This window comes from Mesorhizobium sp. Root102 (assembly GCF_001425625.1).
GTDB lineage: Bacteria > Pseudomonadota > Alphaproteobacteria > Rhizobiales > Rhizobiaceae > Mesorhizobium.
Map to the genome: position 1 here is coordinate 334088 of NZ_LMCP01000012.1, position 22473 is coordinate 356560.

Genomic DNA, 22473 nt, shown 5'->3' on the forward strand with positions numbered 1-22473 from the left:
GATGCTGAATGCCATGTGCGGAGCCGGAGCGCCGACAAGCGAACCGCTCGCCGGCGCAGAACGGCTTCAGCGCTTGTTGTAGTGCATGCCCTGCGAAAAGAAGACGGTCTGCGTGCCGGCGGCAATCGTCAGCTTCGGAGCGGTGGTTACTTTCTTGGCCATTTTCATCCCTTTCCTGACCCCATTGGGATCCGTTGAAAGACCCCCCAAAACGGGAGCCACGGCAAGAAAGGTAAGGTCGAAAGAGTTAATGGTATGTTAAAATTGCAGTAAATCCGCGCGCCAAAGACAGCCGGATGAATTATCTTCCCCGGTACCAAAGTGTAAAATATCGATTTTATTCAGATACAGAGTAGACAATCGTTAGCATACGCTTTTTCGGTGTATGCTTATTCTTATTTAGCGTAGGCCACGGTGATCGAAGGGATTAGCCCAGCCCGTCCCGGGTGAGGCTGACCACCAGTTGGTCGATGCTCGGATCGTCGAGCGTGATGACATGCGCCATGCTGATGGCATCTCTTGGGTGGATGTTGGCAATGTCGCGCCGCATGATGACGGACACGAATGCTGGCCCGGCCTCCGTCAGAAGCATGGCCTTGCCCATCAGCACCGGTTCAGAGATGGGCGCCCATTGCACGGAGATCAGCGACGGCTCACCGGTCTGGCGGCGATTGATGCCGCTGAAATAGATCCAGTTCAGGCGCGAGATCGCCACCCCATAGTGGTTGCCGCGCGCCCGCGCCCATGTCGATCCCCGGCGTTCCGACCATCCGGTGACCCTTCTGAAGGTGACCAGCTCGGCTTCGCGCCGCACGAAGGTCACCGTTCGCATCAAAAGGTCGGGCCGGGCCGGAATCGAAAAATAGGTGAAATAGATGCCTCCCGCGATCGATGGGCTGGGCGGGCGGATCATCTGATTGAACAGGCTCTCGGAAATCGGCGGCAGTCCGCCGACCCTGGGTTCGGGGACACCGGGATCCCGGTACAGTTCAGCTTCGTCGATCCGGAAGTAGTCGCATATCAGTTTGGCGGTGGCCTTGTTCGGAACCGTCTGTCCTTGCAGGTAGCGTTCGAACTGCGTGCGGTTGATCCCGAGTTCGCGGCATACCGCGCTTACGGAGGCATGGTCCTTGCAGAGTCGTCTGAGGTTTGCAGCGAGATTCTCGCGAATTGACACGTCTTTGCTTCCGCAGGCGGATTTTTCATTTCGGCTCAAAAGCCATATAACGTCTTCGGTCGCCCCCCGCCGAAACGCCCTTGTCACAACGCACAGAAAAAACTGATTTGGTAGCGCCAATCTAATAGCGGCTTTCAAAAGAACGCAAACAATCCGTGAGCGGCTTCCGCCATAAGTCCAATTGATAACAGTTTCGTCAGATATCGCGAGACGGAGGCGCAGTATTGCGCGCGGCCTTCGATGGCGCCTTGGCACAACAAATATCGCCCGCAGACATGCCAGGACGAGGGTCGTGCTTTTCTCTTGTCATGGAGAGCAGGAGATCGATTATTCCGCTGGTGGAGCTGAGGAGGATCGAACTCCTGACCTCGTCATTGCGAACGACGCGCTCTCCCAGCTGAGCTACAGCCCCGTCCAGCGGATGGCGCATTTATCGGGCGCCGCGGTTTCCTGTCAAGGCGGCGTTTTGCCGAAATCCCCTGCCGCTGCGTGTCAGACCAGCGTGGAAGGAAGGCGGCCCTTGCCGGTTTCGCGCGCAATGGCTACATGTCGGCAACAATTGGAGACCGGCATGCTCGCCCTCATTCAAACAATCGTCATGGCGCTTGACCTCTACTGGTGGATCATCGTCGCGTCGGCGATCTTTTCCTGGCTCTACGCCTTCAATGTCGTCAACTCCCGCAATCAGTTCGTCGGCAGCATCGGCAACATGCTCTACCGGCTGACCGAGCCGGCGTTGCGGCCGATCCGCCGCTTTATGCCGGACCTTGGCGGCATCGACATCTCGCCCATCATCCTGCTTCTGATTTTGTTCTTCCTGCGGCAGTTCCTGCTCACCACGGTGGCGCCTCTGGTCCTGTGAGCCCGACGCCTGCATGAGCGCGCCGTTCCGCATGCGCGATGGTGGCGTCGACCTGTTTGTCCGGCTGACGCCGAAGGCCGCGCTGGACAGACTCGAAGGCGTTGAGACGACAGCGGACGGGCGAAGCCACCTCAAGGCGCGCGTCCGCGCCGTGCCGGAAAACGGCGCCGCCAATCATGCGCTTGAAAAGCTGATCGCCAAGTCGCTGGGCGTGCCGGGGTCCGCCGTCTGGGTTGTCGCCGGCGGTACCGCCCGGCTGAAGACCGTGCGCATTTTAGGCGACCCGGCGATGTTGACGAAGAGCATCGAGGGGCTCGGCCGCCAGTCCTGACGCCGTTCGGTGTGACGTTCAATCTCCCAGCGGCAGACGGGGATCGTCGACTTTCAACGTGTTCACGCTCTGCTTGATGCGGCGCAGATTTTCGAGAACCCGCGGTCCGCGCGTCTCGGCGACCGAGGTGACGATCATGTCGACGATCGACAGCAGCGCGTAGCGCGACGATGTCGGCTTGTAGATGTTGCCGTCTTCCAGAGACTGGAAATGGAGGACCGTGTCGGCGGCCTTGGCGAGTGCCGAATCCGGCGGGGTGATGGCGATTGTGGTGGCGCCATATTGCTGGGCGACCTGCACCGCATCGATGACCGATCGCGCGTAGCCGGAGACTGAGAAGGCGATCAGCGTGGTGTCGGGCGTGGCGACGGCGGCGTACATGCGCTGCAGCTGTCCGTCGATCTGCGCCAGCACCGACACGCCCAGCCTGAACAGCCGGTTCTGCATCTCGGTCGCCATCATCGACGAAATACCGCCGGAACCGATGCACAGCACATTGCCCGAGACGGCGATGCGCGCGGCGACGGCGACCAGCGTCGTCATGTCGAGGTTTTCGCTGGCGCGCTGGATGGCCGATATCGCCGCTTCGGTGATGGCGGAAGCGATGCGCTGTTCGCGGGCATCGCGGCTCAACGGCTCCGGCGACAGATACTGGCCGCCAATGGCGATGGCCTGCGCGAGATAGAATTTGAAATCGCGCAGGCCCTCGCAACCGAGGTTGCGGCAGAACCGTGTCACCGTCGGTTCGCTGACGCCAACGCGCGCGGCAATTTCCGAAATAGCCGCCTTGGAGACGAAGTCGAGGTCGGCCAGGACGAAGCCGGCCAGCTTGCGATCCGACTTCGTTCCGTCCTGCAAGATCAGTTGCAGGCGCGTGATGATGTCGGCCGGCGTCTTCATGCTGATATTTTCATAGAGGCAGGCCCGTCGCCTTGTCGAACAGATGGATGTTGCCGGGATCGACGCTCACCGGCAGCAGGTCGCCCGGCCTGACCGGCACCCTGTCGCGGAACACGGCGCGCACCGTGTCAGTGCCGATGGCGCCATAGACATGGGTCTCGGAGCCGGTCGGCTCGACGACATCCACTTTGATCGCCATCGCGTCGACAGCCTCGCCGATGACAAAGTGCTCGGGCCGGATGCCGGCCTCCACCGCGCTGCCCGCCGGCACCTGTTTGCCGGCAAGTGCAAGCCGCCCGCCACCGCCCGACTCGAACCAGGTTTTCTCAGCTGTCGTCTTGAGTGAACCCGACACAAAGCTCATCGACGGCGAGCCGAGGAAGCTGGCGACGAACTTGTTGGCCGGCCTGTCATAGAGTTCCAGCGGCGCCCCGACCTGCTGGATCCTGCCGCGGTCCATCACCACGATGCGGTCGGCCATGGTCATGGCTTCGATCTGGTCGTGGGTGACATAGACGATCGTCGATTTCAGCCGCTGATGCAGCGCCTTGATCTCGACGCGCATCTGCACGCGCAATTGCGCGTCGAGGTTGGACAGGGGCTCGTCGAACAGGAACACCGACGGCTCGCGCACGATGGCGCGGCCCATGGCGACGCGCTGGCGCTGGCCGCCGGACAATTGGCGGGGGTAGCGGTCGAGATAGGAGAAGAGATTGAGGACGCCGGACGCCTTCTTGACCTTCGTGTCGACCGCCTCGCGCGCCTCGCCGCGTATCCTCGGGCCAAAGCCGATATTGTCGGCTGCCTTCAGATGCGGAAACAGCGCATAGGACTGGAACACCATGGCAATGTTGCGCTGCTGCGGCGGCAGCGTGTTGGCGCGCACACCGCCGATCAAGAGGTCGCCGGAGGTGATCGTCTCCAGCCCGGCCAGCATCCGCAGCAAGGTCGACTTGCCGCAGCCGGAGGGGCCGACCAGCACGACGAACTCGCCGCTCTTGATATCGAGGCTGATGTTCTCGAGGATCTTGTGCTGCCCGAAGGATTTCGACAGGTCGCGAAACTCGACGTCGGTCATGCTCACGCCCCCAAAATGTCGTCGATGAAGGGCAGGCAACCGGCGGTCAGCCCCGCGTCAACGGGCAACACCACGCCTGTTATTCCAGATGCGCGATCGGACGCAAGGAAGGCGACGGCTTCCGCCACTTCCGAAGCGTTGACGATGCGGCCAAGCGGATAGAGCCGCTGCAGCTTGCCGAGGATTTCCGGATCCTTGGCAAGGCGGTGGTCCCAGGCGGCGGTGCGGATCGATCCGGGGCAGACGACATTGGCGCGCAGGCCGCTGCGGCCGAGCTCGACGGCGACCGCCTTGGCATAGGCGTTGATGCCGGCCTTGGCCGCGGCATAGGCGGGATTGCCGAAATGCGCGATGGCGTTGACCGACGAGATGAAGACGACGCTGCCGGAGCCTCGGCCGGCCATCGCCTTGACCAGCGGATCGGCGAAGTTCATCACGCCGGTCAGGTTGAGGTCGAGTTCCTGCTCTATTGTGTCGGGATTGAGCCCCGAAATCGTCTCGGCTCGCGTCCAGCCGGCATTGTTGACGAGAATGTCGGGCACGCCATCCCGGTCGAGGATCGCGGCGATCGCCGCCGCTAACGACGCCTTGTCGAGAAGATCGAAAACGTGACGGGAGGCAAGGTGCGGGCTCTTCAGCGCCTCGCTGGACTGGTCGCAGCCGATGACCCTGGCACCCCTTTGCGCCAGCAGCGCGACGATGGCCGTGCCGAGGCCGCCGCCAGCACCTGTCACCACGACAGTCTTGCCATCGAACTCGGCCCTGCCTTCGAACTCGACTTGCGAAACCACCGTGCGTCATCCTCCGGGAGTTCTGACAGATCATGCAAGGCCTAAGCTTATAAATGTAATTAAGCAACAGAATAATCTGCTTGCAAGCCTTCAAATCATGGATAATGTAGGAAAGTCACATAAATCTTCTGCTCCGGCAACGAAGAGGCGCGCAGGCGCAAAATCAAAATGGGAGAGATCAAATGAGCCTTGCAAAATGGACTGTCGGCCTGACGGCCGGAATGAGCATGCTGGCAATCGCGGCGCAGGCGGATGCGGGCGAGGTGCGCGTCACCGTCGCCGAGTACAGCGCCAAGACTGCTCCCTATTTCGCCGACGTCAAGAAGGAATTCGAGGCGGCGAACCCCGGTATCACCGTCAAGTTCGAGGTGGTGCCGTGGGATGTGCTGCTGCAGAAGCTGACTACCGACATCACCGCCGGCACCAATGCCGATCTGTCGATCATCGGCACGCGCTGGTTGATCGACTTTGTCCAGCAGGACGTCGCCGAGCCGCTCGACGGCTACATCAAGCCCGACTTCAAGGACCGCTTCATCGACACCTTCCTGTCGCCGTCGATCATGGAAGGCAAGACCTATGGCCTGCCGATCGCGGCCTCGGCGCGCGCCATGTATTACAATAAGGAGCTGTTCGAGAAGGCCGGCATCGCCAAGCCGCCGGCAACCTGGACCGAGCTGCAGGAAGATGCGCGCAAGATCAAGGCGCTGGGGTCAGGCACTTTCGGTTTCGGCCTGCAGGGCAAGGAGATCGAGACCGACGTCTACTACTATTATGCGATGTGGTCCCAGGGCACCGAGATTCTCAACAAGGATGGCACTTCGGGCCTTGGCACGCCCGGCGCGCTTGAAGCCGCCAAGCTCTACAAGTCGATGATCGACGAAGGCCTGACCGAGCCGGGTGTCACCTCCAACAACCGCGAGGACGTGCAGAACCTGTTCAAGCAGGGCAAGGTCGGGATGATGATCACGGCACCCTTCCTGTCCAACCAGATCAAGGACGAGGCGCCGAACCTGAAATATGGCGTGGCTGCCATTCCCGCCGGGCCAACCGGCGCGCGCGGCACCTATGGCGTCACCGATTCCATCATCATGTTCAAGAACTCCAAGAATAAGGACGAGGCCTGGAAGCTGCTCGACTTCCTGTTCACCACGGAACAGCGCGCCAAGTTCACGCAAGGCGAAGGCTTCCTGCCGGTGAACAAGGAAGAAGCCAAGATGGATTACTACGTCAACAATGCCGATCTGGCGGCGTTCACCGCGCTGCTGCCCGACGCCCGCTTCGCGCCGGTCATCCCAGGCTGGGAGGAGGTCGCCCAGATCACCTCCGACGCCATGCAGAAGATCTATCTCGGCGGCGACCCCGAGGCAGGATTGAAAGACGCAGCCGCCAAGGCCAACGCGGTGCTGAAGAAATAGGGCGTATCTCCCTGCGCCCGTGGCGCGCTCCACTCAGGCGGGGCGCGCCACCCCTTGATTCCCGGCAAGGTGCGGCGGATCCGAAATTCGCATAAGCAGAACCTTCTGATCCAGCGCCCCGAGGTTGCAGGCCAGCCGATGCAAAACCGTTTCTTGCCCTATCTCCTGACCTTGCCCAGCCTGTTCCTGGCGGCGATCGTCATCTTCTGGCCGGTCTGGGACCTGATCCAGATCTCGACGCATGACGTCAGCCGCTTCGGCCAGCTTCGCGACTTCAACGACTTTGCCAATTTCGCCACGCTCACTGCCGATCCCGATTTCATGGCCGCGCTCTGGCGCACCGGCCAGTGGACGGTGATGGTCGTCGGTGGTGCGCTGCTTTTGTCTGTCCCGGTGGCAATGATCCTCAACACCGATTTCTATGGCCGGGGTATTGCCCGCGTCATCATCATGCTGCCCTGGGCGGTGTCGCTGACCATGACCGCGGTGGTCTGGCGTTGGGCACTGAGCGGCGAAAGCGGCATGCTGAACTCGGCGCTGATCGGCCTCGGCCTCATCGACCACAACATCCAGTGGCTGGCGAGCGCCGAGACCGCCTTTCCCATGCAGGTGCTGATCGGCATCCTGGTGACGGTGCCGTTCACGACGACGATCTTCCTCGGCGGGCTGTCGTCGATCCCCGACGACCTTTACGAGGCGGCGGCGCTCGAAGGGGCGACGCCGCTGCAGCAGTTCCGCGAGATAACCTTTCCGCTCTTAAAACCGTTCATCAACATCGCCATCGTGCTCAACACCATCTATGTCTTCAATTCCTTCCCGATCATCTGGGTGATGACACAAGGCGGGCCGGCCAACTCGACCGATATCCTGGTCACCCACCTCTACAAGCTGGCCTTCCGCATCGGCAAACTCGGCGAAGCATCGGCGGTGTCGCTGGTGATGTTCGCCATATTGCTGGCCTTCACCATGATCTATGTGCGGCTGGCGATGCGGGAGCAACGCGCGTGACAAATAAGCTCATGACGGGCAAGCTGAAGCGTTCGATCATCGCCTGGCTGCTGCTGGCGCCGCTGATCGTGGTGACGATCTTTCCCTTTGCGGTGATGTTCCTGACTGCGGTCAAGCCAAGACAGGAAGTGCTGTCGCCGACCTGGTGGCCGAGCGAATTCCGTTGGTCGAATTTTTCCGACATGTGGGTGGCGACCGGCTTCGGCCAGGCGCTGCTCAATTCGCTCTACGTGTCTGTGATCGCCACCGTCGGCGCCATCCTGATCTCGGTTCCGGCGGCCTATGCGATGTCGCGCTTCCGCTTTGCCGGCTACGGCGCCTTGCGCCAGTTCCTGCTGATCTCGCAGATGATTTCGCCGATCGTGCTGGTGCTCGGCCTGTTCCGGCTGATGGCGGCATGGGGCCTGGTCGAGAGCACGACGGCGCTGGGCTTCATCTACATGGCCTTCAACGTCGCCTTCACGGTGTGGATGCTGCAGAGCTATTTCGACACCATTCCGCGCGATCTCGAGGAGGCGGCCTGGATGGAAGGCGCCGGCCGCTGGCTGACCTTGCGCAAGGTGTTCCTGCCGCTCTGCCTGCCGGCGATCGCGGTGACCGCGATCTTCACCTTCATCAATGCCTGGAACGAATTCGTCGTGGCGCTCACCATGCTGCGCAGCCAGGAAAGCTACACGCTGCCGATCCAGGTATTTTCGCTGGTCGCCGGCCGCTACACCATCGAATGGCATCACGTCATGGCCGCGACGCTGCTCGCGACCTTGCCGGTGGCCATCCTGTTTATCTGGCTGCAGCGCTACCTCGTTCGCGGGCTGGCGCTCGGGGCGGTCAAATAGCGCCTATTCACGACGGAGCTTTCATGCGCATCTTCACCGCCTCGCTGGCGACAGAAACCAACACCTTCTCGCCGGTGCCGACCGATAGGGCCTCGTTCGAGATGGCTTTCTATGCCGGGCCAGGCAAGCATCCGGAAACGCCGACGCTGTGCTCCTCGCCAATGGTGGCGCTGCGCCGGCGTGCCGTGGCCGAAGGGCTTGACGTCATCGAGGGCACCGCCACCTGGGCGGAGCCGGGCGGCCTGGTGCAGCGGCAGACCTATGAGGCGCTGCGCGATGAGATTCTCGGCCAGCTGAAGGCAGCGCTGCCAGTCGATGCCGTCATCCTCGGCCTGCATGGCGCGATGGTGGCGCAAGGCTATGACGATTGCGAAGGCGACCTGCTCGAACGGGTTCGCGCAATGATTGGGCCGGACGTGGTGATCGCGGTTGAACTCGATCCGCACAGCCATCTGACGCCGAAGCGCGTGGCGGCCTCTGACATCCTCGCCTACTTCCTCGAATTCCCGCACACCGATTTCTACGAGCGCGGCGAGCATGTCGTCGCGCTTGGCCTCGCCGCGGCGCGCGGCGAGATCAAGCCGGTCATCTCGACCTTCGACTGCCGCATGATCCAGGTGCTGCCGACCAGCCGCGAGCCGATGCGCTCCTTCGTCGACCGCATCAAGGCGTTGCACGGCAAGGACGGGGTGCTGTCGGTCTCGGTCATCCATGGCTTCATGGCGGCCGACGTGCCCGAGATGGGCACGCGCATCCTGGTCGTCACCGACAATGACAAGGCCAAGGGCGCCGCGCTGGCGGAACGGCTGGGGCGGGAGCTTTACGCGCTGCGCGAAAAGACGGCGATGACCATGTTGAGCGCCGCCGACGGCATCGATCGGGCGCTGGCCGTGCGCGCGCAAAATCCGGGCAAGCCGGTGGTCATCGCCGATATCTGGGACAATCCCGGCGGCGGTGTCCCCGGCGACGGCACCTTTGTGCTGCGCCATATGCTGGCGCGTGGCCTGGACAAATTCGGCGTTGCGACGATCTGGGATCCGATCGCGGTCACCTTCTGCCTGGCCGCGGGCGAGGGTGCCATCATCGACCTGCGCTTCGGCGGCAAGGCCGGGCCGCAGGCAGGCGAGCCGATCGACGCGCGCGTGCGCGTGCTCAAGGCGGTTCCGGAGGGTTGGCAAAGTTTCGGGCCAAGCCGGGTGACGCTCGGGCCGACGGCGCTGGTCCGCCTCGAAGGCACCGAGGTCGACATCATCCTCAACACCAATCGCACGCAGACCTTCGAGCCGGATATCTTTTCCAACATCGGCGTCGATCCGATGAGCAAGGATATCCTGCTGATCAAGTCGACCAACCATTTCTATGCCGGCTTCGAGCCGATCGCCGCCGAGATCATCTATGTCTCGGCGCCGAGTTCGTATCCCAGCAATCCGGCGGTGACCAACTACACCAAGCTGAAGCGGCCGATCTGGCCGCGGGTGGCTGATCCATGGAAGGTGTAGGGCTTTCCCTTCTCCCACAGGGGAGGAAGGGAAAGGCTGGCCCTACACCAGCCCGCGCTTGGCCATCATCGCTTCGGGCGACGGCATCTTGCCGCGGAAGGCGGTGTAGAGTTCTTCCGGGTCCTTCGAGCCGCCGGCGGCGTAGATGTTCTTGCGCAGCCGCTCGGCCAGCGCCGGATTGAAGGGGTCGCCGGTTTCCTCGAAGGCGGCGAAAGCGTCGGCATCGAGTACTTCCGACCACATGTAGGAATAGTAGCCGGCCGAATAGCCGTCGCCGGAAAAGACATGGCCGAAATGCGGGGTGCGATGGCGCATCGCGATTGTGTCCGGCATGTACAGCTTCGCAAGCGTTTCGGCTTCGAAACGAAGCGGCGCCTCCGGTGCATCCGGCCGGGCGTGATAGGCCATGTCGATCAGCGCCGAGGCGGTGAATTCGACGGTGGCGAAGCCGGCGCCAAACGTGCGCGCCGCCAGCATCTTGTCGAGCAGCGCCTTGGGCATCGGCTTGCCCGTCTTCACATGCAAAGCATGCTTTTCCAGCACCGCCGGCACCGTCAGCCAATGCTCGTAGAGCTGCGAGGGAAGTTCGACGAAATCGCGGCTGACCGAGGTGCCCGCGACCGACGGCCAGGTGACGTCGGTCAGCATGCCGTGCAGCGCATGGCCGAACTCGTGGAACAGCGTCTTCGCCTCGTCGACCGACAGCAAAGCCGGCTCGCCCACCGGCGGCTTGGCGAAGTTCATGATGTTGTAGATCACCGGTTTCGAGCCGTGGCCCAACCTATAGCCGGACTGCAGCGCGCTCATCCAGGCGCCGGAGCGTTTTGACGGCCGCGCGAAATAGTCGGCAAGGAACAGGCCGCGCTCGCTGCCGTCGGCATTTTTCACCACGAAGACGCGGGCATCCGGATGCCAGGCGGCGATGCCTTTTTTCTCCTCGAAGGTGATGCCGAACAACCGTGTCGCCACATCGAAGCAGGCGTCGATGATCCGGTCGAGCTGCAAATAGGGTTTCAGCTCCGCCTCGTCGAAGGCGAATTTCTCCGCGCGCAGTTTCTCCTGGTAGAAGCGCCAGTCCCAGGCGGCGAATTTTTCATTGCTGCCGGCTGCGGTGGCCAACCGCTGCAGGTCGGTCTGGTCGGCGGCCGCCTTCTCCAGCGCTTTCTCCCACACCGGATCAAGCAGCGCGTGCACCGCCTTCGGTGTCTTGGCCATGGTGTCGTCGAGCTTCAGCGCGGCGAAGGAGGCGTAACCGAGCAGCTTTGCCTTTTCGGCGCGCAGGCGCAGCATGTCGCGCACGACGGATGTGTTGTCGGTGGCGCCGCCATTCTGGCCGCGCATGGTGAAGGCGCGGAAGGCGATCTCGCGCAGATCGCGACGTTCGGAGAAGGTCGAGAACGGCTCATAGATCGAGCGCGACAGGGTCACGGCATAGCGGCCCTTCTGGCCGCGCATTTCGGCGGCTTCGGCCATCGAGCTTTTCAGGAAATCCGGCAGACCGACAAGGTCGGCCTCGTCGAGATACAGCGCCCAGTCGCGCTCGTCGGCCAGCACATTCTGGCCAAAGCTGGTGCCGAGCGAAGACAGCTCCTCGCTGATCTTGGCCAGCCGCTTCTTGCCGTCGGCGTCGAGTTTGGCGCCAGATCGGACAAAGCCCTTCCAGGTCTTTTCCAGCACCCGCAGGGTCTCGGCATCGAGCTTCAGGCTCTCACGGCGCTGGTAGAGATCGTCGATACGGGCAAACAGCTGCTCATTCATCGAAATCGCCGAGAAATGCCTGGACATTTTCGGCGAGATGTCGCGCTCTAGCGCCTGGATCGTGTCATTGGTGTAGGCGCCGGCGCGGCACCAGAAGATCGACGAGACACGATCGAGTGCTTCGCCGCCGAGCTCCAGCGCGGCAAGCGTGTTCTCGATCGTCGGCGCATCCTTGTTGCCGGCGATCGCCTCGATCTCGGCCTCATGCGCCTTCAGCGCCGCATCGAAGACCGGGGAGAAGTCGCCGTCGCCAATGCTGGCAAAATCGGGCAGGCCGAGCGGCCCACGCCACGCGGTCAGCGGATGGGTGGATAGGTCGACGGCTTTTGTGGAAGGCATGGACAGTCTTTCGCTGGAGAAGGCAGGGGTGGGCCGCCACCGATGTAGGGCGCGGCCGGCGGACTCGCAATATCGCGGTTGGCCGATATCCGCCTCAGAAGCCGTCGCAGTTCTCTGCGATTGCCGCTTGCGAACTGGCGGTGATGCGGTTGTCGGTCACCGCGAAGGTTTCCTGCATCAGCATGTCGTTGTTGGGGAAATCGTAACAGGCGACCACCGTGGTGACGCCGCCTTCGCTCTTCTCGATCCGGTGCCGGATCGCAGCACCCGCAACGGCACCTTTCCATTCGTCGATAGAAGCGATGAATTCCTGCTTGCTTTGCACGATGCCGAGGTCGTCCAGCTTGATGCGGACATCATCGGAGAGCAGGTCGGACAGTTCGGTGCGGTCGGCGACCAGCAGTGCCGAATACCAGCGGCTGATGATGGCGCGGTCATCGGCGCGGGCGGCAATAATCGCGACCAGCAGCGCGGCCGCCGTGAAAACGATCGACCGGATGTTCGCCACCTTGCGCGCCGCTGTGTTCATCCCAGCTCCGGCCGTTCGAAATCGCCGGTCTCCTTGTTCATCGTCCAGAGTTCACCGGTCGAAATGTCGAACCAGGCGCCGTGCAGCGACAGCCGTCCCTTGCCTTCGAGGATCGAGACGCAGGGAAAGGTCCGGAGATTGGCGATGGAATAGCGGATCGAGATGCGCTCCAGCGCGGTCTGGCGCTCCGTCGCCGTCATGAAGGTGCTGGAGGACACGGTTTCGGCGGCCGGTGCGATCAGGCTCATCCACTTGCCGATGAAGTCGCCGGGCGACAGCGGCGCGGAATTGGTGTCGAGCGCGGCGCGGATGCCGCCACAGCGGCCATGGCCCATGACGACGATGTTCTTGACCTTGAGGCTCTGCACGGCGAATTCAAGCGCCGCCGAGGTCGAATGGAATTCGCCGTCCGGCGCGTAGGGCGGCACCAGATTGCCGACATTGCGCAGCACGAAGAGTTCGCCCGGCCCCGCATCGAAGATCGCTTCGGGCGCCGAACGGGAATCGCAGCAGGCAACGATCATCGTTTCCGGGGCTTGGCCTTCGCGGGCAAGCTCGCGGTAGCGTCCGCTCTCGGTGAGATAGCGGCCGCTCATGAAATTGCGGTAGCCGGTGAGAAGATGTTCTGGGAGGTGGGACATGGGTGGCGTCTGGAGCCTTTCCGGGTTGGAGGCGGCAGCTCGTTGCGGTCAAAAGAGCCTCTAACCGTAAAAGCCCGTTGCGAGCAATGCAGAATTATGAGGGCTGGCTATAAATGCCATGCATCAGGCGCAGCCTTGGCCATGCTCACGCCCAGATGGCAATGGGAATGCCAAAACCGTCGCGGGCCGGCGGGTCGGGAAACGGCCGTGCCTCACCGCTGGCGATGCGACCGGCGATCAGCATCATTGCGGCTGCGTCAAGGAAATCATCGGCGGCGGCACCGCGCGGCGGCTGGTCGAGAAAGCCCTTCTCGTAGCCATGCCGGCAGAGCAGCGCCTTGCGTTCCGCCATGCCGGCCGGATTGACGCTGCCCTTGATCTTCTTCGGCAGTTGCATGGCCTGGTCGCCGTTCAGCCGGCAGAAGGCGACTTCCGGATGCGATTCGAACACACGGCCGCGTAGATCGGGTCGCGCGATCAGCAGGGCGTCGGTCTCGCGGATCTTGGCAAAAATACCGAATGCCTGGATCGAAACGCCGCGCGGCGGGTCGGATGTGGTTTTGGCCACCTCGCTTGCCCTGATGTGCGCGGCATACCAGGCTTCGATGGTGGTGAAGTCGTTGGTGTCGGCATAGAGCGCGGCGCGGGAGGGGATCGAGAAGACACTGGATTGGCGTGCCCCAAGCAACGGCCGCACCAGCGCCTCCGGGCCGCGCCCGCCTTTGCTCGAAAACTCGGGCAAGCCGATCGGCATGTCGACGGCAACAACCGCGTCATCGGAAGTGCCGCAAGCAGAGCGGCGAAGCTGGCAAAGACAGCGACGGAGGGTGTCGAACCTGGGTTACGAGGTGTCGAACCGGGGTTACGAAGTGTCGAACCGGGTTCGCGCCGCACGGCAATCCAGCCGGCTTTGCAGCCGTCGACGCCGACCAGCACGGTCTCGGTCGATGTCACGCCCGGCGGTCCCGCCCCGGATGCGTGAGGTGGCGCAGCTGGACCATCGCCATCGGGTGCGACAGGCTCGGGGCATCGGTTTCAAGCTGCAGTTCGTCACCGCCGCGCTTGGCTGTGCGCGCCAGGATCTCGTAGACCGCCGCCGTGGTCGACTGCAGCGCCTTGATCGCCGGCTGGCCCGACAGGATGCGTGCCAGGTAGACGGCCGCCGTCAGATCGCCCAGGCCCTTCGGTGGCTTGTCGATCAGGCGGTGCTCGGCGAGTAGCGCCTGGTTGCCGTCGATCAGCAGGTTGCCGGTGCCGCCTGACACCATCGACGGCGCCGAGGTGACCAGCATGGTCGATGGCCCGGCATGGAGCGCCGCCGCGATCACCGATTTCAGGTCGGGCAACGGGGCGCCGGCCATCCATTCCAGCTCGTAGCGGTTGGGGGTGGCGATGTCGGCGATCGGCATCAGCCGGTCGCGCATGGCGATGGCGGTCGGCTCCGGCACATAGAGGCCGCCCGAATCACCCATCACCGGATCGCAGATATAGATGGCGTCAGGTGTCCTTGCCTTCACTGCGGCGACCAGCGAGGCGACGGCCTCGGCCTGACCGGCCTCGCCGAGGTATCCGGACAGCACGGCGCCGACCTCGCCCAGCCATGGCGCGCGCTCGAGATCGGCCATCAACGCCTTGAACTGATCGAGCGGTGGTACGATGCGCGTCGCCCGCCCATGGCCGGGATGCCAGGGCAGGATGACCGTCGGCACCGCCCAGACCGGGAAGCCCAGGGTCTCCAAGGCAAAGACGGCGGCACGATTGCCGACCGAGCCGCGCGCGACATGGCTGGAAATGACGATGACCGCACGCGGCGCGTCGGTTTGTTCGGCGCTCATTGTTGCTTGATTCCTAACTGCCCCGGATGACGTAAAGCACGAGCCAGATCATCAGGCCCAGCGCCAGCAGCAGGCCGAGTGTCCGGCCAATGCGAGTGCCCCAGACTTCGATCGGATCAGCACGATCGGCATCGGCCGCGGTGACGTGATCGTGCAGGCCTTTCGTGGCCCGCGCCACAAGCGAGTTGCCGGCCGGATCCGTCTCGCGCGCAACGCGCTCGAGGATACGGCGCGATTCCTTCTCGCTGTCCTGGCGTTCCGCCATGATGATGTCCCGTTTTGCCCGGACCTTATCGCGTTCGCGCGGCCAATCACAGGGCCTTGCAACGGCATCGGGCGTGCCAGGCAAACGGCTGCCGGTCGGGCGGTTTTCTTGCGCGCTGATTGTGGTAATGCTTGCCACGCAACTTCTACCGAGGAACCCCATCATGTTTGCCCAGCGCCTTGCCTCACCGTCCATGTTCCGCACGCTGCCCGCCTTCCTGGTGATGGCGATCGTGCTGCCGCTGCTGGCCGGCTGCGGCTACAACACCATCCCGACGGCGGAGGAAAACGCCAGGGCGGCATGGAGCGAGGTGCTGAACCAGTATCAGCGCCGCGCCGACCTCATCCCCAACCTGGTCGAGACGGTCAAGGGCTATGCCTCGCACGAAAAGGACACACTCGACGCGGTGGTCGAAGCCCGCGCCAAGGCCACACAGATCACAGTGACGCCGGAAACGCTGAAGGATCCCGAAGCCCTCAAGAAGTTCCAGGACGCCCAGGCAGGGTTGACCAGCGCGCTGTCGCGGCTGATCGCGGTCTCGGAAGCCTATCCCGACCTCAAGGCCAACCAGAATTTCCTGGCGCTGCAGGCGCAGCTCGAAGGCACCGAGAACCGCATCGCGGTGGCGCGGCGCGACTACATCCAGGCGGTCAGGGACTACAATCTGACGCTGAAGACGTTCCCGTCGGTGCTGTGGGCGACATTCTGGTTCCGCAGCAACGAGCCGTTCGCCAATTTCACCGTCGATGAAGACAAGATGCAGCCGCCGAAGGTCGATTTCGGCACGAAGCAGGGCGGGTGATCGTCGGGGCCAAACGTCGTGATCTTGCAGGCCGATAGGGGGCGACGCGTCATTCGTCTTGTCGCCGTCGTGCTCCTCATCCTTGTGCTGCCGTTCTCGGCCCTCGCCGCCGATCTCCCGGAGCTGACCGGTCGTGTCGTCGACAATGCCGGCATCATCGATGCGGCGACCAAGACAGTCCTGACGCAAAAGCTCGCCGACTTCGAGACAAAAGGCTCCGACCAGATCGTCGTCGCGACGATCCCCAGCCTCGACGGCGAAGAGATCGAGCCTTACGCCAACCGACTGTTCCGCTTCTGGAAACTCGGTCAGGCGAAGGAAAACAACGGCGTCCTGCTGCTGGTTGCACCAAACGACCGCAAGATGCGCATCGAGGTCGGTTATGGTCTTGAGGGGACGCTGACCGACCTGCACACCAAGCTGATCATCGAAAACGACATGGTGCCGGCCTTCCGCGCCGGCGATTTCTCCGGCGGCATAGAAAAGGCCGTCGACGACATGATCATGGTGCTGGAAGGCAATCCGGAGGAGCTGGAGGCGCGCGGCGAGCGCAACCAGCAGGCCCCCTTCAATTCCGACGACCTGTTCTTCGCCGTCTTCATCAGCATCTGGGCGATCATCTTCTTCGGCAGCATCGCGGTCTCCGTCCTGCCGCCGATCTTCGGCCAGAAGCTCGGTCCCGGCCGCTATCGCTGGCTCGGCATGACCTTCGAGCCAAACCGGCGGTCGCCCCGTGGCGGCTGGTCGTCGGGAAGCTCTGGCGGCGGCTGGTCTTCGGGCGGCGGCGGTGGCGGCTTTTCCGGCGGCGGCGGTTCGTCCGGTGGCGGCGGCTCGTCGGGAAGCTGGTGATGGCATGACGTTACGCACCATCAGCTTGATGAGACCTCGCCGCTTCGCCACAGCTGTCCTGATGGCCGTGGCCGTGCTGTTCTCCTGCTTCATGGCCTACGCCGCCGACTTGCCGGCCCTGACCGGCCGTGTCGTCGACAATGCCGGCATCATCGACGCCGCGACCAAGGCAGCGCTGACGCAAAAGCTTGCTGACTTCGAGACCAAAGGCTCCGACCAGATCGTCGTCGCGACGATCCCCAGTCTCGATGGCGAGGAGATCGAACCTTACGCCAACCGGCTGTTCCGCTTCTGGAAGCTCGGCCAGGCTGGCGAAAACAACGGCGTCCTGCTGCTGGTGGCACCGAACGATCGCAAGATGCGCATCGAGGTCGGCTACGGGCTGGAAGGCACGCTGACCGACCTGCACACCAAGCTGATCATTGAAAACGACATGGTGCCGGCGTTCCGCGCCGGCGATTTCTCCGGCGGCATAGCCAAGGCCGTCGACGACATGGTCATGGTGCTGGAAGGCAATCCGGAAGAACTGGAAGCGCGGGGCAAGCGCAATCCCGCCGATGACAGCACGTCCATCGACCCAATCGTCGCCGTGTTCCTGATCCTGTGGGCGACGATGTTCTTCGGCGGCATGGCGATGGCATTCCTGCCGCCGATGTTCGGCACAAAGCTGTCGCCAGGCGTGTACAAATGGTTGGGGATGACATTTCGCTACGGCCGCGGGCCGAGCAGGTCGGGCAGCAGCAGCTGGACAACGGGTTCGTCGTCAGGCAGCGGCTGGTCGTCGGGAAGCTCCGGTGGTGGCTGGTCTTCGGGGTCAAGCAGCGGTGGCGGGTTTTCCGGTGGCGGCGGCTCATCCGGTGGTGGCGGTTCTTCAGGAAGCTGGTGAGACAGATCATGGCAACACGACCAATCAGCCCGCAGGATCATGAGCGCATCGCAGCCGCGATCCGCTCCGCCGAATCGAAAACCGACGGCGAGATCTACTGCGTCGTGGCGCATGCCAGCGACGGGTATTTCTTCCCGGCCGCTTTCATGGCGACCGTAGGCATGCTGATCGTCAGCCTGGCCGTCGGCTATGGGCTGGAGGCCTGGTGGCTGTCGATCCGGCTGCCGCATTTCGTCCTCGCCCAACTCCTGGCACTGGCCTGCGTGCTGGCCTTGTTGTGGGTGCAGCCCGGCCTGCGCATCCATCTGGTGCCGGGGCGGCTGCGCTATCAGGCCGCGCACGCCAATGCGATCAAGCAATTCCTCGCCCGCAATGTCCACCGCACCACGGCGCGCACCGGTGTGCTGATCTTCGTCTCGATCGCCGAACGCTATGCCGAAGTGGTCGCCGACTCGGGCATCGATGCCAAGGTCGGCCAGGATGTCTGGGACGGCGTCGTGCGCGACCTTACCGCGCATGCCGGCGACGACCGGCTTGCCGACGGCTTCGTCAAGGCGATCGAGCAGGTGGGCGCGGTGCTGACCGAGCATTTCCCGGTCACGGCGGGCGACAGCAACGAGGTGGACGATCATCTCGTCGAAATCTAAGCCCTTCCGAAGAGGTATTGAAGGCATCTCACCGAGGCGGTGATCGCCTGTGAGAAAGCGGTCGGCAGGCCGCCCGGACTCTTGCAATCGGGCGATGCGGGTTTATGGTTAACAAATCATGAATACGCTGACCATCGACATCCGGAAGGCCGACCCGCGCGATGCCAGTGCCATCGCCGAGGTGCATCTGGAGGCCTGGCGCGGCGCCTATTCCGGCATCATTCCGCACCGTACGCTGACATCGATGATCAACCGTCGCGGCGCCGACTGGTGGGCGAACGCGATTCGCCGCGCCGCCACCGTTCTGGTGGTCGAAATCGGCGGCAAGATCGCCGGCTATGCGACGATCGGCAAGAACCGCGCCCGCGAACTGCGCCAGCAAGGCGAAATCTACGAATTGTACCTGCGCCCTGAATATCAGGGCATCGGGCTAGGCAGCCGGCTGTTTGCGGCAGCTAGGGCGCGTCTGGCCGATCACGGGCTGAAAGGCATGGTGGTCTGGGCGCTGGAAGACAACCAGAACGCGCTTGCCTTCTACGCCGGCGCCGGCGGCCGCGATGTCGCCGAGGGCGTCGAGATCTTCGAGCAGAAGGCGCTGAAGAAGGTCGCTTTCGTCTGGGAATGACAGACCGGCCTTTCGGCCACTCGCGTCTTCCGATCGCACCCAGCACCATTCGCCGCATTGCGCCGCGCGGCAGCGCCCGCTATCGATCTCTCATCAAAAGAGGGACAAAGCCATGCGCATCGAAGCCATAGCCAGCGGAAAGAATCCGCCTGAGGACGTCAACGTCATCATCGAGGTGCCGATCGGCGGCGAGCCGATCAAGTATGAGATGGACAAGGAGGCCGGCACGCTGTTCGTCGACCGCTTCCTGCACACCTCGATGCGCTACCCCGGCAATTACGGCTTCGTGCCGCACACGCTGTCGGGCGACGGCGATCCGATCGACGTTCTGGTCTGCAACACGCGCGCGCTGGTGCCGGGTTGCGTCATCAATGTGAGGCCGATCGGCGTGCTGATCATGGAAGACAATGCCGGCCAGGACGAGAAGATCATCGCCGTGCCGTCACCGAAACTGACGCTGCGCTATGAGAACGTCACCGAATACACGCAACTGCCCGACATCACACGCCAGCAGGTGCAGCACTTCTTCGAGCACTACAAGGATCTCGAGCCCGGCAAATGGGTCAAGATCGAAGGCTGGCACGATTCCAAATATGCCAAGAAGATGATCGTCGACGCGATCGCGCGGGCCAAGGCGAGCAAGTAGCCGGACCGGTCAGTTATCGACCCGGCCGAAGGCCGGCACGTTGCCGATGACGGTGTGCCTGTCCTTGCCGCAGGCGAAGGTTCGCGCCTTGTCGTCGGCAAGCTTGCGTGCCTGATCGTTGGCGGCGGGATTGCCGGTGGCCAGAACCAGGCCGATCGTGCAGCCGTCGCGAGCTTCCATCTGGCCGACCTTGGCGACGAGCAGTACTTCGGTCGGCTTGTTCTCACCCTCGGGATTGCTGATCGAGCGGCGATGGATCGCGGCAAAGGGCACGGCCTTGTCGCCTTTGGTCTCGATGCGCCATTCGATCTTGGCTCCGGATGAATTGAAACCGGAAAAGCTCTCCCACACCGTCGTCATGTCGCCGCCGGGCGGAAACCCGTAGAACAGCGGTTCACGCGCGTCGTCATAGGCAATCAGCACGGGATAGCCGCGATAGCCCGAACAGGCGAGTTCGGCCCAGTCGCCGTCGCCTTCCTCGGCCTGCGCGTAGGTCACGCAGTCCTTCTTCGAGTCGAGTTCGGTATAGGCGCTTGCAATGCCATCGGCGTGTGCAGTCTGGCAGAAGCCGGCGAGAATGAGCGGAATCAGCAGGCTACGCATCGCGGGACGTCTCCGTTGCAGGCCATTGCAGCGTAGCGCCAAACGCTATTTCTTCAAACTGGCTTCAATCAGCAGATCGGCGTTGCGGGCGACCGCTTGTGCCGGGCCGCCGAGCCCGAACAACTGACCGCTGATATAGGCCCCTTCGATCAGGAGCAGCAGGCCGTCGCCGAGCGTGTCAGGGTCTTGTGCGCCCATCGCAACGGCCATCCCGCGCAACCGGCGGCGCAATTCCTGCTTGTTGGCCTCGCTGACCACGCGGGCGGGATGGTTGTGGTCGGGATATTCGACCGCCGCATTGGTCATGCCGCAGCCGCGATAGTCCGCCACTTGGGTGCGCTTGCCGATGCGGGTCAGGAACGCCTTAATCTGCGCGCGCGGGTCGCCGGGATGAGCGGCGACCGCCTCGTCGAAACGCTCCCAGTATTCAAGATCGTATTGCCTGAGATAGGAAGCGGCCAACTCGTCCTTGGAGGGAAAGCTGCGATAGAGGCTGGGCTTGGTGACGCCGGCCCGTTTGACGATCTCGTCGACGCCGATCGCCCTGATGCCGCGCCGGTAGAACAAGTCATAGGCCACATCGAGAATCTTCTTGGCGGCCTTCGGCGGCGCCGATGCATGACCGTCGCTGATGGTCAGATCAATATTTTTGTCCGTTGGCATCGCGTGACTCGATTGACAATGTTACCGATCGGTACGTATACATGCTCCCACCCTGCAACGTACCGGTCAGTAACATGATAGCTCAATCCCGCCCATTTGGCCAGCGCTACGCTTTCGTCGTGGTTGGCGTCATCTTCCTCTGCCTGCTGGTCGCGGCCGGCCTGCGGTCCGCTCCCGCCGTCATGATGCTGCCGCTCGAGAACAGTTTTGGCTGGCGGCGCGACATCATCTCGCTGGCCGCCGGTGTCGGCATCCTGCTTTACGGCCTGACGGGGCCATTTGCCGCAGCCCTGATGGAGCGGATCGGGCTGCGCCGCACGCTGCTGGCCTCGCTGGTGGTGATGTCGGGCTCTACCGCGCTCAGCCTGCTGATGACCAAGCCCTGGCACCTGTTCATCACCTGGGGCGTGTTCTCGGGCATTGGTTCCGGCGCTGTCGCCAGCGTACTCGGCGCCACCATCGTCAATCGCTGGTTCAAGACCAATCGCGGCCTTGTCATGGGATTGATGTCGGCCTCCAGCGCCTCCGGCATGCTGGTGTTCCTGCCGCTGATCGCCGCGCTGGCGCAGTCGGGCGGCTGGCAACCTGTCGTCGTTGCGGTGGCGATCGCCACCGCGGCCCTGATACCGCTGGTCTGGCTGCTGGTGCCGGAGCGGCCGGCTTCGATCGGCATGGTGCGCTATGGCGCCCAGGCCGACGACGTGCCGCCGGCCCCGCCCGCTTCACAGGGCAATTTCCTCGCGCATACGTTCTCGACGCTGCGCCGCGCCGCCGGCACAAGGGTGTTCTGGTATCTGTTCGCCACCTTCTTCGTCTGCGGCTTCACCACCAACGGTCTGGTCGGCACGCACCTGATCGCCTTCTGCGGCGACATGGGCATCGGCGAGGTGCAGGCCGCCGGCCTTCTGTCGATGATGGGCATTTTCGATCTGATCGGCACCACATTGTCGGGCTGGCTCACCGACCGTTTCGACCCGCGCAAGCTGCTCGGCGTCTATTACGGCATCCGTGGCCTGTCGCTGATCTATCTGCCCTATTCCGGTTTCTCGGCGACCAGCCTGATCATCTTCGCCGTGCTCTACGGCCTCGACTGGATCGCCACCGTGCCGCCGACGCTGAGGCTCGCCAATGAGGCGTTCGGCGATCGCAGCGGGCCGATCGTGTTCGGCTGGATCGTCGCCGGCCACCAGATCGGTGCGGCCACCGCCGCCGCCTTCGGCGGCACCATGCGCGAGTTGCAGGGCAATTACGAGCTGGCCTTCCTGATTGCCGGCATGACGGCGATTGCCGCGGCGTGTATCTCGCTGCTGATCAACACCAGCAAGCCGGCATTCGAGGCGGAGCCGCAGGCGGCGTAGGCGCGGCGGTCGAGCGCTAATCTCCCCCCTCGAGGGGGAGATCACCCGCCTGTTAATCGTCAGAAAAACTTCATCATCCCGAGATACGCCTGAAACATTGACGCTGGACCTTGGTGGCACCGTTCAAGCG

Annotated in this window: 24 protein-coding genes, 1 tRNA gene and 1 pseudogene; 13 read left to right on the top strand and 13 right to left on the bottom strand. The window is 63.3% G+C overall.

All coding sequences use genetic code 11. The annotated features are described in order from the left end of the window. Positions 1–427: 427 nt before the first annotated feature. Both ASD12_RS12815 and ASD12_RS12820 read right to left on the bottom strand, forming a co-directional pair. Positions 428–1177, bottom strand: a complete 750-nt coding sequence (locus ASD12_RS12815) for a helix-turn-helix transcriptional regulator (protein ID WP_056586006.1) — start codon at positions 1175–1177, stop codon at positions 428–430. Positions 1178–1513: 336 nt separating this feature from the next. Beyond that, positions 1514–1589, bottom strand: a tRNA-Ala gene (locus ASD12_RS12820). Between the two features lie 159 nt (positions 1590–1748). Here ASD12_RS12820 and ASD12_RS12825 point away from each other — a divergent pair. After that, a complete protein-coding gene (locus ASD12_RS12825) occupies positions 1749–2039 on the top strand; it encodes a YggT family protein (protein WP_056586009.1) in 291 nt (96 codons plus the stop codon). A gap of 13 nt (positions 2040–2052) precedes the next feature. Beyond that, positions 2053–2370: a DUF167 family protein gene (locus ASD12_RS12830; protein ID WP_056586012.1), complete on the top strand. Its 318-nt coding sequence runs from the start codon at positions 2053–2055 to the stop codon at positions 2368–2370. Positions 2371–2388: 18 nt separating this feature from the next. On the opposite strand, the gene ASD12_RS12835 is transcribed toward ASD12_RS12830, so the two are convergent. From ASD12_RS12835 to ASD12_RS12845, 3 genes are read right to left on the bottom strand one after another with little or no spacing between them, the layout of a single operon-like run. After that, complete coding sequence (locus ASD12_RS12835; protein WP_056586015.1) at positions 2389–3270, bottom strand: MurR/RpiR family transcriptional regulator; 882 nt, start codon at positions 3268–3270, stop codon at positions 2389–2391. Between the two features lie 10 nt (positions 3271–3280). Beyond that, on the bottom strand, positions 3281–4348 hold the full coding sequence (gene ugpC / locus ASD12_RS12840; RefSeq protein ID WP_056586017.1) for a sn-glycerol-3-phosphate ABC transporter ATP-binding protein UgpC: 1068 nt from the start codon (positions 4346–4348) through the stop codon (positions 3281–3283). A 2-nt stretch (positions 4349–4350) separates the two neighbouring features. After that, positions 4351–5139: an SDR family oxidoreductase gene (locus ASD12_RS12845; protein ID WP_056586019.1), complete on the bottom strand. Its 789-nt coding sequence runs from the start codon at positions 5137–5139 to the stop codon at positions 4351–4353. Positions 5140–5321: 182 nt separating this feature from the next. Here ASD12_RS12845 and ASD12_RS12850 point away from each other — a divergent pair, with 182 nt between their 5' ends. From ASD12_RS12850 to ASD12_RS12865, 4 genes are all read left to right on the top strand, one after another. Further along, positions 5322–6554 carry a sugar ABC transporter substrate-binding protein gene (locus tag ASD12_RS12850; protein ID WP_056586027.1) on the top strand — a complete coding sequence of 411 codons (1233 nt, stop codon included), beginning with the start codon at positions 5322–5324 and terminating at the stop codon, positions 6552–6554. Positions 6555–6692: 138 nt separating this feature from the next. Next, complete coding sequence (locus ASD12_RS12855; protein WP_056586822.1) at positions 6693–7562, top strand: sugar ABC transporter permease; 870 nt, start codon at positions 6693–6695, stop codon at positions 7560–7562. Positions 7563–7573: 11 nt separating this feature from the next. Continuing rightward, a complete protein-coding gene (locus ASD12_RS12860) occupies positions 7574–8398 on the top strand; it encodes a carbohydrate ABC transporter permease (RefSeq protein WP_056586028.1) in 825 nt (274 codons plus the stop codon). Between the two features lie 23 nt (positions 8399–8421). Further along, positions 8422–9897, top strand: coding sequence for a M81 family metallopeptidase (locus ASD12_RS12865; protein WP_056586029.1), 1476 nt, complete (start codon positions 8422–8424; stop codon positions 9895–9897). A 42-nt stretch (positions 9898–9939) separates the two neighbouring features. Here ASD12_RS12865 and ASD12_RS12870 read toward each other — a convergent pair whose 3' ends face one another. The 6 genes and pseudogenes from ASD12_RS12870 to ASD12_RS12895 form a co-directional block, all read right to left on the bottom strand. After that, on the bottom strand, positions 9940–11994 hold the full coding sequence (locus tag ASD12_RS12870; protein ID WP_056586032.1) for a M3 family metallopeptidase: 2055 nt from the start codon (positions 11992–11994) through the stop codon (positions 9940–9942). 94 nt (positions 11995–12088) lie between these two features. After that, positions 12089–12523 carry a hypothetical protein gene (locus ASD12_RS12875; RefSeq protein ID WP_056586034.1) on the bottom strand — a complete coding sequence of 145 codons (435 nt, stop codon included), beginning with the start codon at positions 12521–12523 and terminating at the stop codon, positions 12089–12091. Beyond that, positions 12520–13164 (bottom strand): carbonic anhydrase, encoded by a 645-nt coding sequence (locus tag ASD12_RS12880; RefSeq protein ID WP_056586039.1) that lies wholly within the window; start codon positions 13162–13164, stop codon positions 12520–12522. The genes ASD12_RS12875 and ASD12_RS12880 overlap by 4 nt, the downstream gene beginning before the upstream one ends. A gap of 145 nt (positions 13165–13309) precedes the next feature. Then, positions 13310–14118, bottom strand: a pseudogene (locus tag ASD12_RS12885) (DUF429 domain-containing protein). After that, complete coding sequence (gene pdxY / locus ASD12_RS12890) at positions 14115–14999, bottom strand: pyridoxal kinase PdxY (RefSeq protein ID WP_056586041.1); 885 nt, start codon at positions 14997–14999, stop codon at positions 14115–14117. The pseudogene ASD12_RS12885 and the gene pdxY overlap by 4 nt, the downstream one beginning before the upstream one ends. A gap of 13 nt (positions 15000–15012) precedes the next feature. After that, entirely contained in the window at positions 15013–15264 is a 252-nt protein-coding gene (locus ASD12_RS12895) for a hypothetical protein (protein WP_056586825.1), read from the bottom strand. 163 nt (positions 15265–15427) lie between these two features. Here ASD12_RS12895 and ASD12_RS12900 point away from each other — a divergent pair, with 163 nt between their 5' ends. The 6 genes from ASD12_RS12900 to ppa all read left to right on the top strand — a co-directional run bounded on the left by ASD12_RS12900 (position 15428) and on the right by ppa (position 19719). Then, positions 15428–16066, top strand: coding sequence for a LemA family protein (locus tag ASD12_RS12900; RefSeq protein ID WP_056586043.1), 639 nt, complete (start codon positions 15428–15430; stop codon positions 16064–16066). A gap of 18 nt (positions 16067–16084) precedes the next feature. After that, the gene (locus ASD12_RS12905) at positions 16085–16915 is read left to right on the top strand and encodes a YgcG family protein (RefSeq protein WP_082525400.1); all 831 of its coding nucleotides are present in this window, start codon (positions 16085–16087) and stop codon (positions 16913–16915) included. A gap of 61 nt (positions 16916–16976) precedes the next feature. Then, positions 16977–17801: a YgcG family protein gene (locus ASD12_RS12910; RefSeq protein ID WP_244482844.1), complete on the top strand. Its 825-nt coding sequence runs from the start codon at positions 16977–16979 to the stop codon at positions 17799–17801. An 8-nt stretch (positions 17802–17809) separates the two neighbouring features. Continuing rightward, positions 17810–18448, top strand: coding sequence for a TPM domain-containing protein (locus tag ASD12_RS12915; RefSeq protein WP_056586048.1), 639 nt, complete (start codon positions 17810–17812; stop codon positions 18446–18448). A 118-nt stretch (positions 18449–18566) separates the two neighbouring features. Next, positions 18567–19073 carry a GNAT family N-acetyltransferase gene (locus tag ASD12_RS12920; protein WP_056586049.1) on the top strand — a complete coding sequence of 169 codons (507 nt, stop codon included), beginning with the start codon at positions 18567–18569 and terminating at the stop codon, positions 19071–19073. 112 nt (positions 19074–19185) lie between these two features. Further along, on the top strand, positions 19186–19719 hold the full coding sequence (ppa, locus tag ASD12_RS12925; RefSeq protein ID WP_056586053.1) for an inorganic diphosphatase: 534 nt from the start codon (positions 19186–19188) through the stop codon (positions 19717–19719). A gap of 9 nt (positions 19720–19728) precedes the next feature. Here ppa and ASD12_RS12930 read toward each other — a convergent pair whose 3' ends face one another. Then, positions 19729–20322 carry a hypothetical protein gene (locus tag ASD12_RS12930; protein ID WP_056586055.1) on the bottom strand — a complete coding sequence of 198 codons (594 nt, stop codon included), beginning with the start codon at positions 20320–20322 and terminating at the stop codon, positions 19729–19731. A gap of 45 nt (positions 20323–20367) precedes the next feature. Beyond that, positions 20368–20985 carry a TetR/AcrR family transcriptional regulator gene (locus ASD12_RS12935; protein WP_056586057.1) on the bottom strand — a complete coding sequence of 206 codons (618 nt, stop codon included), beginning with the start codon at positions 20983–20985 and terminating at the stop codon, positions 20368–20370. Between the two features lie 74 nt (positions 20986–21059). On the opposite strand from ASD12_RS12935, the gene ASD12_RS12940 reads away from it, so the two are divergent. Beyond that, on the top strand, positions 21060–22343 hold the full coding sequence (locus ASD12_RS12940; protein WP_056586059.1) for an MFS transporter: 1284 nt from the start codon (positions 21060–21062) through the stop codon (positions 22341–22343). The last annotated feature ends 130 nt before the right edge of the window (positions 22344–22473 follow it).

Coding starts and splice junctions, on each gene's coding strand:
- ASD12_RS12860 (WP_056586028.1), top strand. CDS start 7,574: ATGACGGGCAAGCTGAAGCGTTCGATCATCGCCTGGCTGCTGCTGGCG.
- ASD12_RS12900 (WP_056586043.1), top strand. CDS start 15,428: ATGTTTGCCCAGCGCCTTGCCTCACCGTCCATGTTCCGCACGCTGCCC.
- ASD12_RS12865 (WP_056586029.1), top strand. CDS start 8,422: ATGCGCATCTTCACCGCCTCGCTGGCGACAGAAACCAACACCTTCTCG.
- ASD12_RS12920 (WP_056586049.1), top strand. CDS start 18,567: ATGAATACGCTGACCATCGACATCCGGAAGGCCGACCCGCGCGATGCC.
- ASD12_RS12940 (WP_056586059.1), top strand. CDS start 21,060: ATGATAGCTCAATCCCGCCCATTTGGCCAGCGCTACGCTTTCGTCGTG.
- ppa (WP_056586053.1), top strand. CDS start 19,186: ATGCGCATCGAAGCCATAGCCAGCGGAAAGAATCCGCCTGAGGACGTC.
- ASD12_RS12835 (WP_056586015.1), bottom strand. CDS start 3,270: ATGAAGACGCCGGCCGACATCATCACGCGCCTGCAACTGATCTTGCAG.
- ASD12_RS12915 (WP_056586048.1), top strand. CDS start 17,810: ATGGCAACACGACCAATCAGCCCGCAGGATCATGAGCGCATCGCAGCC.
- ASD12_RS12930 (WP_056586055.1), bottom strand. CDS start 20,322: ATGCGTAGCCTGCTGATTCCGCTCATTCTCGCCGGCTTCTGCCAGACT.
- ASD12_RS12870 (WP_056586032.1), bottom strand. CDS start 11,994: ATGCCTTCCACAAAAGCCGTCGACCTATCCACCCATCCGCTGACCGCG.
- ASD12_RS12850 (WP_056586027.1), top strand. CDS start 5,322: ATGAGCCTTGCAAAATGGACTGTCGGCCTGACGGCCGGAATGAGCATG.
- ASD12_RS12855 (WP_056586822.1), top strand. CDS start 6,693: ATGCAAAACCGTTTCTTGCCCTATCTCCTGACCTTGCCCAGCCTGTTC.
- pdxY (WP_056586041.1), bottom strand. CDS start 14,999: ATGAGCGCCGAACAAACCGACGCGCCGCGTGCGGTCATCGTCATTTCC.
- ASD12_RS12825 (WP_056586009.1), top strand. CDS start 1,749: ATGCTCGCCCTCATTCAAACAATCGTCATGGCGCTTGACCTCTACTGG.
- ASD12_RS12830 (WP_056586012.1), top strand. CDS start 2,053: ATGAGCGCGCCGTTCCGCATGCGCGATGGTGGCGTCGACCTGTTTGTC.
- ugpC (WP_056586017.1), bottom strand. CDS start 4,348: ATGACCGACGTCGAGTTTCGCGACCTGTCGAAATCCTTCGGGCAGCAC.
- ASD12_RS12935 (WP_056586057.1), bottom strand. CDS start 20,985: ATGCCAACGGACAAAAATATTGATCTGACCATCAGCGACGGTCATGCA.
- ASD12_RS12875 (WP_056586034.1), bottom strand. CDS start 12,523: ATGAACACAGCGGCGCGCAAGGTGGCGAACATCCGGTCGATCGTTTTC.
- ASD12_RS12910 (WP_244482844.1), top strand. CDS start 16,977: ATGGCCGTGGCCGTGCTGTTCTCCTGCTTCATGGCCTACGCCGCCGAC.
- ASD12_RS12895 (WP_056586825.1), bottom strand. CDS start 15,264: ATGGCGGAACGCCAGGACAGCGAGAAGGAATCGCGCCGTATCCTCGAG.
- ASD12_RS12880 (WP_056586039.1), bottom strand. CDS start 13,164: ATGTCCCACCTCCCAGAACATCTTCTCACCGGCTACCGCAATTTCATG.